This is a genomic window from Streptomyces sp. NPDC023541, assembly GCF_055559995.1.
On sequence record NZ_JBVHJO010000002.1, the window covers coordinates 415,361 to 430,718 of the forward strand.

General features: G+C 67.7%; 11 protein-coding genes, 1 tRNA gene and 2 pseudogenes. 5 read left to right on the forward strand and 9 right to left on the reverse strand.

Features of this window, described 5'->3' with window-relative positions; all coding sequences use genetic code 11:
• Window positions 1-2 precede the first annotated feature (2 nt).
• Genes ACZ3X1_RS05935 through ACZ3X1_RS05945 form a run of 3 tightly spaced genes read left to right on the forward strand, consistent with a single transcriptional unit; the run spans window position 3 to window position 4,035 of the window.
• Window positions 3-2,552 carry a phosphoribosyltransferase gene (locus tag ACZ3X1_RS05935; protein WP_467277043.1) on the forward strand — a complete coding sequence of 850 codons (2,550 nt, stop codon included), beginning with the start codon at window positions 3-5 and terminating at the stop codon, window positions 2,550-2,552.
• Complete coding sequence (locus ACZ3X1_RS05940; protein WP_467277045.1) at window positions 2,549-3,379, forward strand: HAD family hydrolase; 831 nt, start codon at window positions 2,549-2,551, stop codon at window positions 3,377-3,379. Before ACZ3X1_RS05935 ends, ACZ3X1_RS05940 begins: the two co-directional genes overlap by 4 nt.
• Entirely contained in the window at window positions 3,376-4,035 is a 660-nt protein-coding gene (locus ACZ3X1_RS05945; protein ID WP_356810340.1) for an O-methyltransferase, read from the forward strand. Before ACZ3X1_RS05940 ends, ACZ3X1_RS05945 begins: the two co-directional genes overlap by 4 nt.
• A gap of 75 nt (window positions 4,036-4,110) precedes the next feature.
• Here the strand turns inward: ACZ3X1_RS05945 and ACZ3X1_RS05950 are convergent, their stop codons facing one another.
• The 3 genes from ACZ3X1_RS05950 to ACZ3X1_RS05960 all read right to left on the reverse strand — a co-directional run bounded on the left by ACZ3X1_RS05950 (window position 4,111) and on the right by ACZ3X1_RS05960 (window position 6,758).
• Window positions 4,111-4,335 (reverse strand): FmdB family zinc ribbon protein, encoded by a 225-nt coding sequence (locus ACZ3X1_RS05950; protein WP_356810339.1) that lies wholly within the window; start codon window positions 4,333-4,335, stop codon window positions 4,111-4,113.
• Window positions 4,336-4,376: 41 nt separating this feature from the next.
• Window positions 4,377-5,111 carry a DUF4383 domain-containing protein gene (locus ACZ3X1_RS05955; RefSeq protein ID WP_390074757.1) on the reverse strand — a complete coding sequence of 245 codons (735 nt, stop codon included), beginning with the start codon at window positions 5,109-5,111 and terminating at the stop codon, window positions 4,377-4,379.
• A gap of 363 nt (window positions 5,112-5,474) precedes the next feature.
• Window positions 5,475-6,758 carry a hypothetical protein gene (locus ACZ3X1_RS05960; RefSeq protein WP_356810337.1) on the reverse strand — a complete coding sequence of 428 codons (1,284 nt, stop codon included), beginning with the start codon at window positions 6,756-6,758 and terminating at the stop codon, window positions 5,475-5,477.
• A 65-nt stretch (window positions 6,759-6,823) separates the two neighbouring features.
• On the opposite strand from ACZ3X1_RS05960, the gene ACZ3X1_RS05965 reads away from it, so the two are divergent.
• Window positions 6,824-6,898: transfer RNA gene (locus tag ACZ3X1_RS05965), tRNA-Val, on the forward strand.
• A gap of 83 nt (window positions 6,899-6,981) precedes the next feature.
• Here ACZ3X1_RS05965 and ACZ3X1_RS05970 read toward each other — a convergent pair.
• From ACZ3X1_RS05970 to ACZ3X1_RS05995, 6 genes and pseudogenes are all read right to left on the reverse strand, one after another.
• Window positions 6,982-7,472 (reverse strand): annotated as a pseudogene (locus tag ACZ3X1_RS05970) (tyrosine-type recombinase/integrase); the annotation flags it as partial.
• Complete coding sequence (locus ACZ3X1_RS05975) at window positions 7,469-7,666, reverse strand: helix-turn-helix domain-containing protein (protein ID WP_467277049.1); 198 nt, start codon at window positions 7,664-7,666, stop codon at window positions 7,469-7,471. The pseudogene ACZ3X1_RS05970 and the gene ACZ3X1_RS05975, both read right to left, overlap by 4 nt.
• Window positions 7,667-8,114: 448 nt before the next feature.
• A pseudogene (locus ACZ3X1_RS05980) lies at window positions 8,115-9,201 on the reverse strand (ATP-binding protein); the annotation flags it as partial.
• Window positions 9,202-9,875: 674 nt separating this feature from the next.
• Window positions 9,876-10,724: a hypothetical protein gene (locus ACZ3X1_RS05985; protein ID WP_467277051.1), complete on the reverse strand. Its 849-nt coding sequence runs from the start codon at window positions 10,722-10,724 to the stop codon at window positions 9,876-9,878.
• Between the two features lie 341 nt (window positions 10,725-11,065).
• On the reverse strand, window positions 11,066-12,607 hold the full coding sequence (locus tag ACZ3X1_RS05990; protein ID WP_467277053.1) for an AAA family ATPase: 1,542 nt from the start codon (window positions 12,605-12,607) through the stop codon (window positions 11,066-11,068).
• 71 nt (window positions 12,608-12,678) lie between these two features.
• A complete protein-coding gene (locus ACZ3X1_RS05995) occupies window positions 12,679-13,875 on the reverse strand; it encodes a DNA cytosine methyltransferase (RefSeq protein ID WP_467277055.1) in 1,197 nt (398 codons plus the stop codon).
• A gap of 610 nt (window positions 13,876-14,485) precedes the next feature.
• Between ACZ3X1_RS05995 and ACZ3X1_RS06000 the strand changes: the two genes are divergently transcribed.
• Window positions 14,486-15,316 (forward strand): hypothetical protein, encoded by an 831-nt coding sequence (locus tag ACZ3X1_RS06000; protein ID WP_467277056.1) that lies wholly within the window; start codon window positions 14,486-14,488, stop codon window positions 15,314-15,316.
• The last annotated feature ends 42 nt before the right edge of the window (window positions 15,317-15,358 follow it).

Genomic DNA, 15,358 nt, shown 5'->3' on the forward strand with positions numbered 1-15,358 from the left:
CGGTGCCGAAGCGGACGACGAGGAAGGACAAGACGATCGACGAGGTGTGGTCGGGTACGTGGGTCGCTGACCGGCTGGGAGTCGGCCTGCACGACTCCGAAAGGGGTCCGCGGCCGGGCCAGCGGCTGAGCCCGCGGCTGACGGAGCTGCTCGGGCTGGCCCTGCGGCGCAACCCCAAGCGAGCGCACCTGCTCGTCTCGCAGGTGCTGGGCAAGCACGTCCCGCAGTCCCCGCGCACGGTGTACGCCGCCGGGTACGGCCTCGGGACGCGCGTCCGGGCGCTGCTCGGCGAGGACGGCGCGGCCGCGGCCGTGGTCCTCGGCTACGCCGAGACCGCCACCGGGCTGGGGCACTGCGTCGCCGACGGCCTCGCCGCCGCCCCCTACCTGCACTCCACCCGCCGGCCCGTGCCCGGCGTGGCGACGGCCGGCGGCTTCGAGGAGGCGCACTCGCACGCCACCTCCCACCTGCTGCTGCCCGAGAACCCCGAGCTGCTCGCGGGCGACGGGCCGCTGGTCCTCGTCGACGACGAGTTCTCCACCGGCAACACGGTCCTGAACACCATCCGCGACCTGCACTCCCGCCACCCCCGCTCGCACTACGTGGTCGTCGCCCTCGTCGACATGCGCTCTGCGGCCGACCGCGACCGGCTCACGGCCTTCGCCGCCGAGCTGGGCGCGCGGGTGGACCTGATCGCCCTCGCCTCGGGCACGGTGTCCCTCCCGGACGGAGTCCTGGCCAAGGGCCAGGCCCTGGTGGAGGAGTACGAGACCGCCACCGCCGCTCCCGTCACCGCCCCCGCCCCGGCGGCGCAGGTGCCGTCGCCCGTCGTCCGGGTCGACCTGGACTGGCCGCACCGGCTGCCCGACGGCGGCCGACACGGCTTCACCCCCGCGCACCGGCAGCGCCTGGAAGCCGCCCTGCCGGACCTCGCCGCGCAGCTCACGGCCGCGCTCGGCACCGAGCCCGGACGGGTCCTCGTACTCGGCAACGAGGAGCTGATGTACGCGCCGCTGCGCCTCGCGAAGGCGCTGGAGGAGGCCGGCGCGGCCCGCGAGGTCCGCTTCTCCACCACCACCCGCTCCCCGGTGCTCGCCGTGGACGATCCCGGCTACGCCATCCGCACCCGGCTCGTCTTCCCCGCACACGACACCCCCGCCGACGGTCCCGGCGACCGATACGCGTACAACGTCGCCCGCCCGTCCGGCGGCGCCGGCTTCGACACCGTCGTCGCCGTCGTGGACTCGGCCGGCGACACCCCCGAGCTGTACACGGGACTCCTCGCGGCCCTCGCCCCGCACACCGGCCGCATCGTGCTGGCCGTCCTCCCGTCCTACACACCGCCCCTGGCGTCCCTCGCCTCCCTGGCGTCCATACCTTCCCGCACGCCCGACCACCGGCAGGAGCCGATCATGACCGAGCCCCTGCGCGGCCCCGCCTTCTCCTCCTACGCCCCCGAGGACGTCGGCTGGCTGCTCCAGGACCTCTCCGGCGTCCGGCTCGAAGCCCCGACCGAGGAGCGCGAGGAGGCCATCCAGGCCGGCGGCGCGCACTACGCCGAGTCCCTGCCCGTCGAGTACCAGCCCTCGCCCCAGTACCAGGAGCTCTACCGCAGCGCGCTGGCCGCCTCGGCCGCCCGCGTGGCCCGCGCCGTCGGCACGGTCACCGAGACCGTCCTCGCCGAGCGCTCCCCCTCCCCGGTCCTGGTCTCCCTGGCCCGCGCCGGCACCCCCGTCGGCGTCCTGATGCGCCGCTGGGCCCGCGCCCGCCACGGCCTGGACCTACCGCACTACGCCGTCTCCATCGTGCGCGGCCGCGGCATCGACGCCAACGCCCTGCGCTGGCTGGCCGCCCACCACGATCCCGCCGACGTCGTCTTCGTCGACGGCTGGACCGGCAAGGGCGCCATCACCCGCGAGCTGAAGGCAGCCCTGGAGGAGTTCCCGGGCTTCGACCCGGAGATCGTCGTCCTCGCCGACCCCGGCTCGTGCGTGCCCACGTACGGCACCCGGGAAGACTTTCTGATCCCGTCCGCCTGTCTCAATTCCACCGTCTCCGGTCTCATCTCGCGTACGGTTCTCAGGTCAGACCTGGTCGGACCCGCCGACTTCCACGGCGCGAAGTTCTACCGCGAGCTCGCCGGATCCGACGTCTCCGTCGAATTCGTCGACGCCGTCGCCGCCCACTTCGACGACGTGGCGGACGCCGTCGACGAGGAGGTCAAGGAGCTCCTCGCGGCCGACCGCACGCCGACCTGGGAGGGCTGGGCGGCGGTCGAGCGGATCAGCGAGGAGTACGGCATCCACGACGTGAACCTCGTCAAGCCCGGCGTCGGCGAGACCACCCGCGTACTGCTGCGCCGGGTGCCGTGGAAGATCCTGGCGCAGCGCGGCGCCGGGGCCGACCTGGACCACGTACGGCTGCTCGCCGAGCAGCGCGGGGTCCCGGTGGAGGAGGTCGACGGACTGCCCTACACCTGTGTCGGCCTCATCCACCCCCGATACACGCGCGGCGCCACCGGCGCCGACGGAAAGGCTGTGGCCTCCAAGTGACCGTCCTCGTAGCCAGTGACCTCGACCGCACGCTCATCTACTCGGCGGCCGCCCTCGGCCTGACCATGCCCGACCCGGTGGCCCCGCGGCTGCTGTGCGTCGAGGTCCACGAGAGCAAGCCGCTGTCCTACATGACGGAGACGGCCGCGGCACTGCTGGCGGAGCTCACCGAGGACCCGTCCGTCGTCTTCGTCCCCACCACCACCCGCACGCGCAAGCAGTACCAGCGCATCCGCTTCCCCGGCCGCCCCGCCCGGTACGCGATCTGCGCCAACGGCGGGCAGCTCCTCGTCGACGGCGTGCCGGACCGCGACTGGCGGCGGCAGGTCGCGGCGCGCCTGGCCGAGGAGTGCGCCCCGCTGGAGGAGGTCCACGCGCACCTGCTGGCCGCCGCCGACCCGGCGTGGCTGCGCAAGGCGCGGCTCGCCGAGGACCTCTTCGCCTATCTCGTCGTCGAACGGGCCCTGGTCCCCGACGAATGGCTCAAGTCCCTGACCGAGTGGGCCGGGGACCGCGGCTGGACGGTCTCCCTCCAGGGCCGGAAGATCTACGCCGTTCCCCGTCCGCTCACCAAGAGCGCGGCGATGCACGAGGTCGCCCGCCGGACCGGAGCGACCACGACCCTGGCCGCCGGCGACTCGCTCCTGGACGCCGACCTGCTGCTGGCCGCGGACGCCGCCTGGCGCCCGGGCCACGGCGAACTGGCCGACGCGGCCTGGACGGCGCCCTCGGTGACGGCCCTGCCCGCGGCGGGCGTCCTGGCCGGCGAGGAAATAGTGCGCGCATTCGCCCGCGAGGCCGGGCGGCTCGGCAGACTGGACGCATGAGCAAAGGCAACAGCACGAAGATCACGGACGAGCTGTACCGGTACATGCTCGACCACAACCCCCCGCTGGACGCCGTCCAGCGGGGGCTGGTGGCGAGGACGTACGCCACGTTCCCCGACGTCGCCGGAATGCAGTCCGCGGAGGAGCAGGGGCCGCTGCTGGCCTTTCTCGTCCGCCTGACCGGCGCCCGGCTCATCGTCGAGGTGGGCACCTTCACCGGCTTCTCGGCCCTGTCGATGGCCCAGGCACTGCCCGCCGACGGCCGCCTCATCGCCTGCGACGTCTCCGAGGAGTGGACGGCGTACGGCAGGGAGGCCTGGGAGGAGGCCGGCGTCGCGGACCGCATCGAGCTGCGCATCGCGCCGGCCCTGGAGACCCTGCGCGCGATGCCCGCCGAGCCCCACATCGACATGGCCTACGTGGACGCCGACAAGGAGAGTCAGATCGACTACTGGGAGGAGCTCGTACCGAGGCTCCGCACCGGCGGACTGATCGTCACCGACAACACGCTGTACCACGGCACGGTCCTCGACGAGTCGGCCACCGGCTCGGCGGCGGGCGTGCGCGCCTTCAACGACCACGTCGCGGCGGACCCGCGCATGGACTCCGTCCTGCTGGCGATCTCGGACGGCCTGACGCTCTCGCGCAAGCGGTAGCGGTAGCCCCAGCAGAGGCGGCGGGATGGCGGCGGGGTGTCGGCGTCCGGGCTTCGGGCCGGCCCGGGCCGGCGGTCAGCCGCAGCCGCCGCCACCGCAGCAGCCCCCGCCGCCTCCGCCGCCCATGGGACGGGCGGGCGCGGGGGCGCTGCTCGACCCGCCCACGGCGACGGCGGACAGCAGCTTGACGGTGTCGGCGTGCCCGGCCGGGCAGTCGGCGGGAGCGGAGGACTCGGCCATGGGGCGGCTGACCTCAAAGGTGTCGTCGCAGGTCCGGCAGCGGAATTCGTAACGAGGCATGCGCACAGGCTAAGCGCGCCCGCCGCCCGTCCGCTACGGCTCTAGACGGTGTCGGGCCGCACGAGCCGTCCGCGCGCGGCGCGTGCCCGGTCCTCCCGGGCCGCCTGCTCTGGGTGGCGGGCCCGCCAGTACGGATTGTCGTGCGGCAGCGCGCTGCCCACCCGCCCGTACATCCCGAACCACATCAGCATCACGCCGACGACGAAGCTGAACAGCACGTTCTGGATCTTGAAGGCCAGGAAGTTCAGCTCCGTGTCGAGCAGGGCGAGGTTCACGAACCCGCTCGCGATGAACAGCACGCCCAGCACGATGTTCAGCGTCGAGGCGAAGGTCCCGCCCACCACCATCCCGACGATCAGGAGGCCGCCGATGCAGATCGACAGGACGCTCAGCGCGCCGTTGGTGTTCAGCGCCAGCACCGTGTCGCCGCCCGTGTCGAAGAACCCGATCCGGTCGACGAGGCCGAGGATCCCGAACACCACCAGCAGCAGGCCGGTCAGCCCCGCCCCGACCCGGTACACCTGGCTGAGCTTGTGATCTGCGGGCAGATGCTCGTCGAGCCGGGCATTGACGGGATGCAGGGCGCGCTGCACGCGCCGCCCGATGGGGTGCGGGTCCGGGGGCACGCTCGTCTCGTACGGCTCGTGGGCCACGTAGGGCGCGTAATGCTCATGGGGCTCGGTGCACCCGTACGACGCATGAGGCACGTACGGCGCGTGGGACGCGGGTGGGGGCGTCTGGGACGCACGCGGCCTGTGGAAGGTGTGGGCAGCCATGGAGGCCTCCTCTGCTCCGTCCCGTACCCCCAGCATCCGCCGCAGGCCGTCCCGCGACAACCAGTACGAAGAACGCCCCTGGATCGTCTCCTTCCGCCTCACATGCGGAGGAGCCGGTGGACGTACTCGGCAGCCCCGACACTGCGGCGGGGCGCGGTACCTTGCCACGCGGACCCGGCCACAGCCGAAAGAGACGGCCCAAGGGCTGTCCCGTCACCCCCGGCGGGCGCGCGGCGACAGCTACGGCACCTCGCCGCCTTGTCGGAACGCCCCGCTACTACCGGTATCAGGACGCTCCTCCGCCTTGCGACGCACCGCGTCCGACGCCGTGCGCCGATCCACCGGGGAATCACGGGACAGCCCTCAGCCGTGGCCGCGCTCCTCCCGGATCCCGCTCACCACCCGGTTCACGGAAGCCCTTACGGCCTCCATCTCCTGCAGGAACGCCCAGTAGTCCGGGTGCCGCCCCTCCAGCCCCTCCAGCGCCCGGCCCACCCGCGCCACCGCATCGTCCAGCGGCCGCGCGTGCCGCGGATCGGGCACGCTGCGGCCCGCCATCGCCAGCCGCTGCGCGTCGCGGATCGCGAAGCGGGTCCGGTCGACCTCCGCCCGCGGGTCCCGCGCCACCGCCTCCAGCCGCGACAGCCGGTCCTGCGCCGCCGACACCGCCTCGTCCGTCGCGTCCAGCGCCCCGCGGACCGCGTCGATCAGCGTCCCCACGTCCGCCCAGCGCTGCTCGTCACGGGCCACGCCCGCCTCCCGCAGCCGCTCCTCGGCCCGCGACACGTCCCGCACCGCCTCGTCCGGCACGTGCTGGAGGTCCTGCCAGCACGCCGCGCTGAACCGCCGCCGCAGCTCGCTCAGCACCGGATCCACCCGGTCCGCCCGGTTGCGCAACGCCTGCGCCCGCGTCCGCAGGCTCACCAGCCGCCGGTCGATCTCCGCCGCCCGCTCGGGCAGCCGGGCCGCCTCGGCGCGTATGGCCTCCGCGTCGCGCAGGATCCGGTCGGCGCGCTGAACCGTCTCCTGCACCCCGTGCAGGGCCGCGCCCTGGTTCAGCTTGGTCAGCTCCGGCCCCAGCGCCGCCAGCCGCGCCGCCAGGTCGTCGGCCCGCATCCCCTTGGCCCGTACGGCGTCCAGTGCGTCACTGGCTCCGATCAGCGCGGCCCTGGCCCGCTCCCGGGCCGGCGCGACCCGCGCGAGCTGCGTCTCGGCCTTGTCCAGCAACGGCTGCAGGCCCTGCGCGAACCGCTCCAGCTCCCCTTTGACCCGCAGCAGTTCATCGCGGGCGCGGGTCAGCTCGTCCCGCGCGCGCGTGGCCACCGAGGCCTCCAACTCCGCCCGGTCCAGATCGTGCGCGTCGACCGCCTCGATGTAGACGTGGCTGACCTGGTCGATGCGCTGCCCGAGCGCGGCGAACCCCTCGGTCGCCTGCCGCGCGGCGGGCGACCCGTCGGCGGCGGCGATCGTCTCGATCGAGATCCGCAGGTCCCGCTGCGCCGTGTCCAGCTCGTAGAACGCGGCCGCGGCGGCATCCTTGGCCGCCTGCGCATCCGCCCGCCGACTCTCGTCCCGCCCACCGAACCACCGCCGGGATGCCGTCGTCACAGTCCCTCTCCCGTACGTGTCCGCCATGCCCCGGTCCATTCTCTCCCACGGGAACCGGTTTGCGTGGGGGGTGTGCCCGGCATGTAGGCTGTCCACTCATCCACGGGTGCGTAGCTCAGGGGTAGAGCGCTGCTCTTACAAAGCAGATGTCGGCGGTTCGAAACCGTCCGCGCCCACCAGCCAAAAGGCCCCCCGCCGATCATGGTTGGGGGCCTTTGACGGCTAAAAGTGACGGCAGTCCCTCACTCGCTCGGCCGCCGGTCAGGGTCCGGCGGTCCAGGTCGATGTCGGACCAGCGCAGCCCGAGAATCTCGCCCCGGCGCAGCCCCAGGGCGTCCGCACTTCGCGGTCGCGGCGGAGGTCTGGGCGGTGACGGCAGCCAACATCCGCCGAACGTCCGGCACGCCGAGGGTCTCCAGACGCTTGGAGCCCAGGTGCGGGATGAGGTAGAGCCGGACGTGCGTCTCGTACTTGGCGTACGTCGTCTTCTTGCGGTCCTGCCTGACGAATGTCTCCAACCAGTAGGGCAGCCACTCGGAGAGCTTGGCCGAGCGGGTGGGCGTCGGGATGCCCTGGCGGTCGCGCAGCACGAGTTCTTGCCGCTTCGCGTCGCACTCCGCCCACGTCTTGCCGTACACGGTTTCCGGGCGCGGGTGCCGTCGGGCTGGGGGACGTAGGCGCGCGCCTCGTAACGCCCGTGCTGCGCTGCCAGATGCTGCCGGCGCCGTTCGGGTTCCTCTTGCGTGTCGTCAGGCGGCTTCCTCCAACTTGGCTTCCAGGTAGGCGCGAACGCTGTCTGCGGGGATCCGGCGCGAACGGCCCTCGGTGAAGCTCGGGAGGGCGCGAGAGCGGATCGGGTTGTAGACGGTGAAGCGGCTGAGCCGCAGGGCGGCCATGACCTCGGGGACGGTCAGGGCCTGGTGCGTGGTGGGCAGGGGGGAACTCACAGCGGCCTCCGGAGTGGTGGTCAGTGCGTGTGTGTCCGAGGTAGGGATTTCTGCGTCACTGTGTCATCTGCGTCACTCGGGTCTTTGACCTGCGGGTTTGAGTGACGCAGGGGTTTGAGGGTTGCGTCACGGGTGACACAGCCGTGCGTCACGGGGTGACGCAGGTGACGAACGGTGACGCAGAAAATTGGGCTCTGCGTCACCGCTGTTTATGCAGGTCAGAGCCGATTTTCTGGGCCGTCGTGACGCAGGTGACGCAGCGTCTTCCTACTTAGGAAAAAGAGAGGGGCTTATGTCAGTTGTCTGTGCGCCTTCGGGCGAAATGGGGAGCCGCGGAGCGGCACGCCCGTTGGGCGGCGGCGCGGCCGCCGAAGAACAAGAAGATCACCGGCCGGCCAAGGCGGGGGGTGCTTCTCTTGCTTGTGCGGCCGCCCCGTCGACGCGAGGTCTAGAAGAGGTCCTTCTGCTCGTCCTGCCGGGGCTGGGGCCGGGCCATGGCGATGTAGCGGGCAGTGTTGATGCGGCCCCAGTCGACGAGGACACCGCGGGCGGCGAGGACGGGTTGGAGGCGCTTGAGGCGGTCGGAGAGGACATTGCCGGTGGTGGGCCGGCCCTTGGGCTGGGGCCGGAAGTCCTCGCCGGTGTAGAGCTGGGTCAGCGCGTGCAGCCACTCCGTGGACGTCATCCGGGTCTCGCTGCCGGGTTCGATGTCGGCGGCGCGCTTGAGGACGGTCTGGGCGAGGAGGTCGCCTTCGATGACGTCGTCGTTGGGTCGTCGAGGCTGGCCCGGTAGGCGTCCAGCGCGCCGAAGCTGCGGCGGCGGCGTCGAGCTGTGCACACAGGTGGGCGAAGTCGGCCATGCGCAGGTCGGTCGGGATGTCCGCTCGGGCGGCGCGGACGCTGACGGCCAGGTCGAGGACGGAGCCGAGGATCACGGGCAGGTCCCGCGCGAACTCCGTCCACAGCTCCGCCTCGGTCCGCCGCACGCGGGGGCGTTCCAGCCGGAGAGGCAGGAGGCGTTCGGCGAGGTCGGGCCGGATCACGCCCACGTCGATGCCGGTTAGCAGGAGGGGGCGGCGGTAGCGGGAGCGGACGACGTCTCCGTCGGTGAACAGGGCGCGCTTGATGTTCTCGGCGCCGGTGACGATGCAGCACATGAGGTCGGAGAGGTCCGGGCCGAGGTGGGAGAAGTTGTCCAGGCCGGTGATCCACCCGGCGGCAACGGCGGTGATCAGGTTCTCTTCGTCCTTAGGCGGTCGGCGCAGGTCTCCGCTCATGCCCTCGATGATGCGGACGAGCATCTTGCCGGCGGTGGACTTGCCAGCGCCCTGGGGGCCGGTGAGGAACGGGGCGGGGACGGGATGTCGGGGCCGAGGCAGCTGATGAGCCAGGCCAGGGCCAACCCTTCGCTCTGGGCTGTGGAGAAGTTGACCAGGCGCATCAGGAGGTCGATGCCTTTGCCCGTCGGTGCCCTTGACGGGGAGGGGGAGTTCGCCCGTGAGCTGGGTGCGGCGCCAGCAGACCTCGCGGGGGTCGTTCTCGGCGATGGTCTCCGGAGTGACGTTCTCCGGCTTCTCGACCACCACACCGTGCTTGTTCCACGAGAATGACCCGAACGCGATCTACTTCTCGGAGAGCGACCTTTCCCTCCCGAGGCCAACGAGCCGCACGTGCGGTACGACGGCGATCGCGCAATCGTGATCGGTGCTCTAAAGTGCTTCCGCCGGATAGGGCCGTGAAGCGCAGCCCGACCATCTCCGGAGGGTGACGCGGTGGGGTTTCCCAACCCCGCCAAGGCTCGCTTGGCTCGCCGTCGCGCCGCCCTCCTTGCCTTGGTCGCCGGGCCGAGCGCCGACGCCCGCCCGCGCTTACAAGGGGGCGAAGACCAAGCCGGGGTCAGGATGAGAAGGCGCAGCCAAAGTCAGAGCAATGCCTCCGGCGGGGATCGGCCGGCACCGGGATGGACGGGGCACGGTTGCCGAGTGCGAGCCCGTTGGGGCGTGCGTGGGGAGCTCCCATCCCGTCCGCCGTCGACCAGGGCAGAGCCGAGCAGACGCGGCCCATGGGGTTCGTACAGTAGCGCGCTCCACCTGGACGCCATGAACCACGCCTGCTCAACGGGTGTGGTCGACGGCGGACGGGGTGGGTGGTGGTGACGGTAGGCGCGTAATTGCACGTAGTGGTTACAAAGGGGCGCTTACTGAACCTCTCACCCCGGCTTGAAACCCTCCATATGGCGAGGTCCGACAATGTGAACCGGAGAGCCGGATATCGATCCAGCAGCCTTACTAACGACTACTTCGTCTGGGCCAACTACATACCCGGCCACCGCAGGAGCGATCTTCTCCTTCACTTCAGTAATATAGGTAGAAATCTGATGATAGCCATCCCTGGAAACGTAAGCGGCGTCTCCGAACTTGCATTCGAATAGATGGGCTGATTTTCCAGGCCGCACTAGAGCGATGTCAGCCCCCATTGGGGAATCTCTGCCGAATGCCTCCATGGTTAGAGCTTGATAGGACGACTGCTCGCCGTAGTAAGACCACATTGATTCTGACTCAAACCACAGGTCCCAGGTCACGCCATCCTCAGAAACAGCCTTGTAGTGTGGGCCGCCTGCTAGGCTAGCCGAAAGCGGCCTCATACTTTTCAACGTCCAGCCGGCATCAAGAAGTGACTTAAGGAGCACACCGAGCATCCCAAGGTGAAAAAGACGCCACCTCACTTCCTGTACCGGCATAAGATGCCTTCGAGCAAATTCCATCAGACTAGTAGAATGTGAATCGCGCAGATAGCTCGCCACTGGAGCGAGGACTGTCCACGGTGACCCTGAAACCCTTAGAGACCGCACTTCGGGAACAGTCGGCATTTGCCCTGTTGCATCACTGATGGGTGGCAGCTTTAGAAGATTTGCTGCGGCCGCCATCTGCGGTTTTGACTCATTTTTGAGCGAGGGGTCTACTTTGACGGCATCCCTTCGCATCGAAACAACTTCATCCAGGACCCACCGCAGAGTCCTGGCCATGATCTGGTCAGGGATCCTGTCACGTCGGTTCACCACATAACGCTCTGGCGGCCACGGTCCTTGTATTCGGGTCTCCACCCAGTGCGTGCCAGGCCCAGGGGAGCTTTCAATCCGACGTTGCCTGTTACTAGCAGCCGGCAAGGAGTCCAGCCACACGTTTACGTCTTTGGGCCAAGTCGATAGCAAAGGAAGGAGTTCGGCGAACATTACGCGTCTGGCTCGCCGTTGCACATCCGATGAGATCCAGTGAACTTCACTCCAATCATCGTCTACCCCAGCCAACGCCTGATATAGCTGCGCCTTACTACTCCAACCTCTAAGAACTTCCGCAAGGCCAGCCTCTGGGACTGCATAATTCCCACCTCTAGGCACAATTATCGCCCCAGATGCTGAAGCTGCTCACGAATCCAGGACCATTCTTCCCCGAACATGTCGGACCGCATCATGCTCTCACCGAGTCGATCCAGAATTTCGTCATCCTGCCGCGAGAGCCACGGCCCGAAGTTCGTCAAATAGGACTCGGCCATGAGAGGAGTTACCTCATCTCCTGGCTCGGCGAGGCCTATCACAACACTGCCAGGGAGTGCAAGGAACAGTGCTGGCCCCATGGCCGTACTTGAATCCGCGCAATGGATTTCGTACAAGCGAACAATCAGTCTACCGATATCACTCGATACGGTGGACTCTAGTTTGTAGCTGAGCATCCTTTCGGTAATCAACTCTTGAAACAGCTCAACCGAAGGTGGTGGTACGGGAACCTGAGCGAATCTACGGCCCAGTGCGAGGCCAAACCGAAACACCCGCTGGGCATCAATAGAGTTGTACGTACCAATAAGACGCCACTCTTGCCCAGCGAGGTACTGCACGACTACCTTGCGATCTTCGTCGCCTTCCTCTTCATCAGGTGATTCCTTCTCGCACACGCTACGAGAGCCAGACGTCCACCCTAGAAGAATCTCACGACTTGATCCCGGAGAGACTCGTCCAACCGTGACGGCCTGGCCGTCGCTTCCGGTCAGCCACGTGAGAAGGCCACCGAAGATGCGATCCATGTCAGCCCTGTTAGCTTCATCCAACAGGAGCCATTTGTCTTCTTCAATCGCCTGCAGAACGAAACCGGGAGTGAAGCGAAGTCGCCCTGAGTCATCTACGCTGTCACCGCCAACGAGTTCACGTGTTGTCCAGCTCTCATCGGCGGTTACCATCATCAGCTCGTGCCCCATGGTCATGCCGAATTTTCCCGGGTCCTCTCTGACCTCGCGAATAATCTCCTGGACGAGTGAAGACTTACCAGTACCGGGAGGGCCCACAAGCATGACTGCCTTATGCGAAGAAATCGCGTTACGAAGCATCCGACGCGTGCGCGGATCGAGCTTCAATGCAGGGATGGCAGCTGGCGCAGAAATGTTCGGCTGTTCTTCGACCGGAGGCAAGGTTTCATCTAGTCCTAGCTGATGGTCCACCTTGGTTTTCTCTGAAATTACTTTGCTGATATCAAAAGGAGACAAGTCCTTTAGGAGCCTATTTAGAGTCGCATCGCCAGCCGCATCGGAAGCCGCGACGTATGCGGCCAGCGGAAACCATTCAGGTTGGGTGCCCTCTTGACGCTGAAGCAAAAGTAGAGGCTTAGCCGTACGGGCGGCGACCTTTCTTGCGGCATCAAAGGTCGCTGGACCTTCGTCGCTCCGCTGAATCAGAGCCACTAGGAGAGAGGCCTCTTGAGCTCGCGGCGATTGAACCATCCGAACACTGAGATTACCCGCCTTACTTACATATCCCGTATAGATACGCGTAGCGGGCAAACCGGTAAGATTCGCCAAATAGGCCTCAAGAGCGCGATACTTGGATACGCTCGGTGACGAGTGATCAACGTCGGCAAGCAACGCTTGGAGGGTCTGCAACTTTTCAACGGTCACAGACCGTAGGCTAGCGCTGCTGATCAAGCTGTGGATGTGCCTTGACGCATCTCAAGCAACGGGGCTCCGCGCTACCGACGAGGTACGGCCTCCGCCATCGGGCTAGCCATCCACTCAGCATGTCGCTTGACCGCAAGCCCGAACGCCTCGTCATAGCGAAGCCGGCTCACTTCAAGGCGTCCGTAAAATCCAGCGGTGGCGCGAAGGCTCAAGGGAACCGCCTTGGCTAGGTCCACGCTCTCAAGGAGATGCCGATATGGCTGCCGCTCGGGCCACATGCTCGCGTCGACCGACCACCGCTGGTCGGCGTCACCCCAAGCAGCGGTTGGCCATCGGTCACCCTTGGGCAGAATGCCGCAAACCATGGCAATGGGGGTTCCCGGGGTTCGCAGTCTCTCCCCCAGCCATTGAGCAACGCCGACAGTTACTGCATTTCCCACTAGCTTCCATCGGGTGCCGGAGCGACCAAACGCCTGTGCGGGCGCTGTCCAATTGCCGGGGAAGCCCTGCAGAGTCTCAGCATCCGTTAGGTCTGGCGTGACGATGGCCCGCCCTGTTGGGGCGTCTCGAACCCACAGGGCAGGTGGAGACGGAATCCCTAGGCTGGAGCCACCTTTCAGGGTTGGCAACGCATCCTGTGCCCACCCAAGGCCCGTGCGCCCTTCGGTCCAGTAGAAGCCATAGGCATCGTCCCGATAGTGCTCCACGCCTGGTTCACCGGCGTCGTCGGCGAAGAGGACAGTTCGTGGGTCATGGGTACGCGAAGCCACCATGATCACTCGCTGCCGCCGCTGCGGCACCCCCGTGAACCGCGAGTCGACCAGGCGATAGGCCCACCTGTAGCCCAGCCGCTCAAACTCCGTGACCAGGTACTCCATGGCAGTGCCGCGATCGAGCACCAGCATGTTGCGGACGTTCTCGATGACGACCCACGTAGGTGAAGCCTCGGCGAGGAGCTCAAACAGGTGCTTGACGAGGCCGGATGCTTCGCCGTGAATGCCGGCAGTGCGACCTGCTTGCGACAGATCAGTGCAGGGGAAACCGGCAGTCACGACATCGACGTCGGGCAGATGCTTGAGATCTTTAATGTCTCCATGCAGGGGGGCATCGGGAAAATGATGCTTCAGCACGGCCTGCGCTGGTTCCCACCACTCGCACAGGAGCTCAGCCTCGAAACCAGCCCGGCTGAGACCAAGCTCCAGCCCTCCGATGCCTGCAAACAGGCCTGCAACAGTGGGCGGTCTCTGAACGGTAGTGGAGTCGAGCATGCTAGACATCGTCGCACGCGACACTGACAGCACCACGCTGGTCAAGTGCACCCCTAGCGATCTTTTACTGTGTGTAGCATCACGATCACGCCGGAATGCTCCCTTCTGTTATTTTATGGTGTGAAATGTTCGGCGTGAGGAGCCCATCGCCCACACGACCGTGCCGCGGACCGGAAGCCGGAGTCGCGCGACCGTGGCCTTGTGGCCATGCGGAGGGCAGATCGGATGACCGCCCCGCCCCATAGCCATGGACCAGGCGCCTTGACCTGCACAAACATTGCAGCCGCGAGCGGCCTCCGGAGCCATGTGCCAGCAGGTGTGTTTTGACGGCAGCTGCTGGCAACGGCTGCGCACACCGGGGGGTCGAGGCTGATCTTGACCCGATGGTTGGAGAGCAGGCCGGCGGGTTATCCGATGTCGCCTGCCTGGTCTGTCGAGCTTACAAAGCAGATGTCGGCGGTTCGAAACCGTCCGCGCCCACCAGCCAAAAGGCCCCCCGCCGATCACGGCGGGGGGCCTTTTGCGTCCGACGCCGAGGCGGTCAGCAGCCTTGGGGGCAGATGCCAGGGGCGTTCGACCCTCGCATCTTGATTGCGGCACCATGACGGGCATGGATTTTGAGGGGATAGGGGCGGTGTCTGCGGCCGTCGTGGCGGGCGTGGCGATTCCGGCGAGCATGCTGGTGGGCCGATGGCAGATGAGGGCCGCCCTGCGTACGGCGGAAGCCACCGGTGAGGCGGGGCTGGCGCAGGCCGAGTCTGCGTATCGTGCGGCGTTGGATGCGGTTCGCGCCCAGGCGAATGCTGCTCACCTGCAGTGGCGTCGAGGGATTCAACGGGACGCCTACGCCTCTTTCCTCCTTGCGGCGAACCGGGTGCAGGAGCTGGGCGAGCGATTCGTCGGGGACAACGAGGCGGACCTGTCGCCGGAGACCATCAGAGCCGGGGAGGCCGAGATGGACGACGCCCTCGTGAGCCTCAAGGCGGCTCAAACAGTCCTTGAGCTGGAAGGCCCTGACGACGTGGCCGCCCCTGCCGCAGGAATGACGGACGCCGCCCAAGTGATGGGGTATCACCTGGGGAAGCAGGCTGTCTACGAGCGAGCGTTGGGCAGGCTCGGCCGAATGCTGGATGACCAGTCACCCGGTGTAAGTGCTGCTGCCGAGAGGCTCATGGACGCGCTCGTCGGCCTCCGCTCCAATGGCCCCGCGGAGCAGGACGTGCCGACGGGGCGGAACACTCGGTCCTGTAGTGACGCACGGGGCGCGCTTCCACCGGGCACCCTGGACGACGGCGAGTTCAGAGCCCTGCTGGAGGGGTTCACATCCCGTCCCCCGGCCCTCAGCAGCTCGTACCTCGATGCCGTTCAGCGCTTCCGTGAGAACGAAGAGCGCTTCGTGCGTGCCGCCAAGATCGTGCTGCACGCTCCACCCGGTTCGTAGGGCCAGGCTCACTCTTACGCCCGGCCCCATGGGGTGTTTCGC

Bases quoted from the DNA above. Each gene is read 5' to 3' on its own strand.
- ACZ3X1_RS05945 (WP_356810340.1), top strand. From the start codon at position 3,376: ATGAGCAAAGGCAACAGCACGAAGATCACGGACGAGCTGTACCGGTAC.
- ACZ3X1_RS05950 (WP_356810339.1), bottom strand. From the start codon at position 4,335: ATGCCTCGTTACGAATTCCGCTGCCGGACCTGCGACGACACCTTTGAG.
- ACZ3X1_RS05955 (WP_390074757.1), bottom strand. From the start codon at position 5,111: ATGGCTGCCCACACCTTCCACAGGCCGCGTGCGTCCCAGACGCCCCCA.
- ACZ3X1_RS05960 (WP_356810337.1), bottom strand. From the start codon at position 6,758: ATGGACCGGGGCATGGCGGACACGTACGGGAGAGGGACTGTGACGACG.
- ACZ3X1_RS05995 (WP_467277055.1), bottom strand. From the start codon at position 13,875: ATGCTCGACTCCACTACCGTTCAGAGACCGCCCACTGTTGCAGGCCTG.
- ACZ3X1_RS06000 (WP_467277056.1), top strand. From the start codon at position 14,486: ATGGATTTTGAGGGGATAGGGGCGGTGTCTGCGGCCGTCGTGGCGGGC.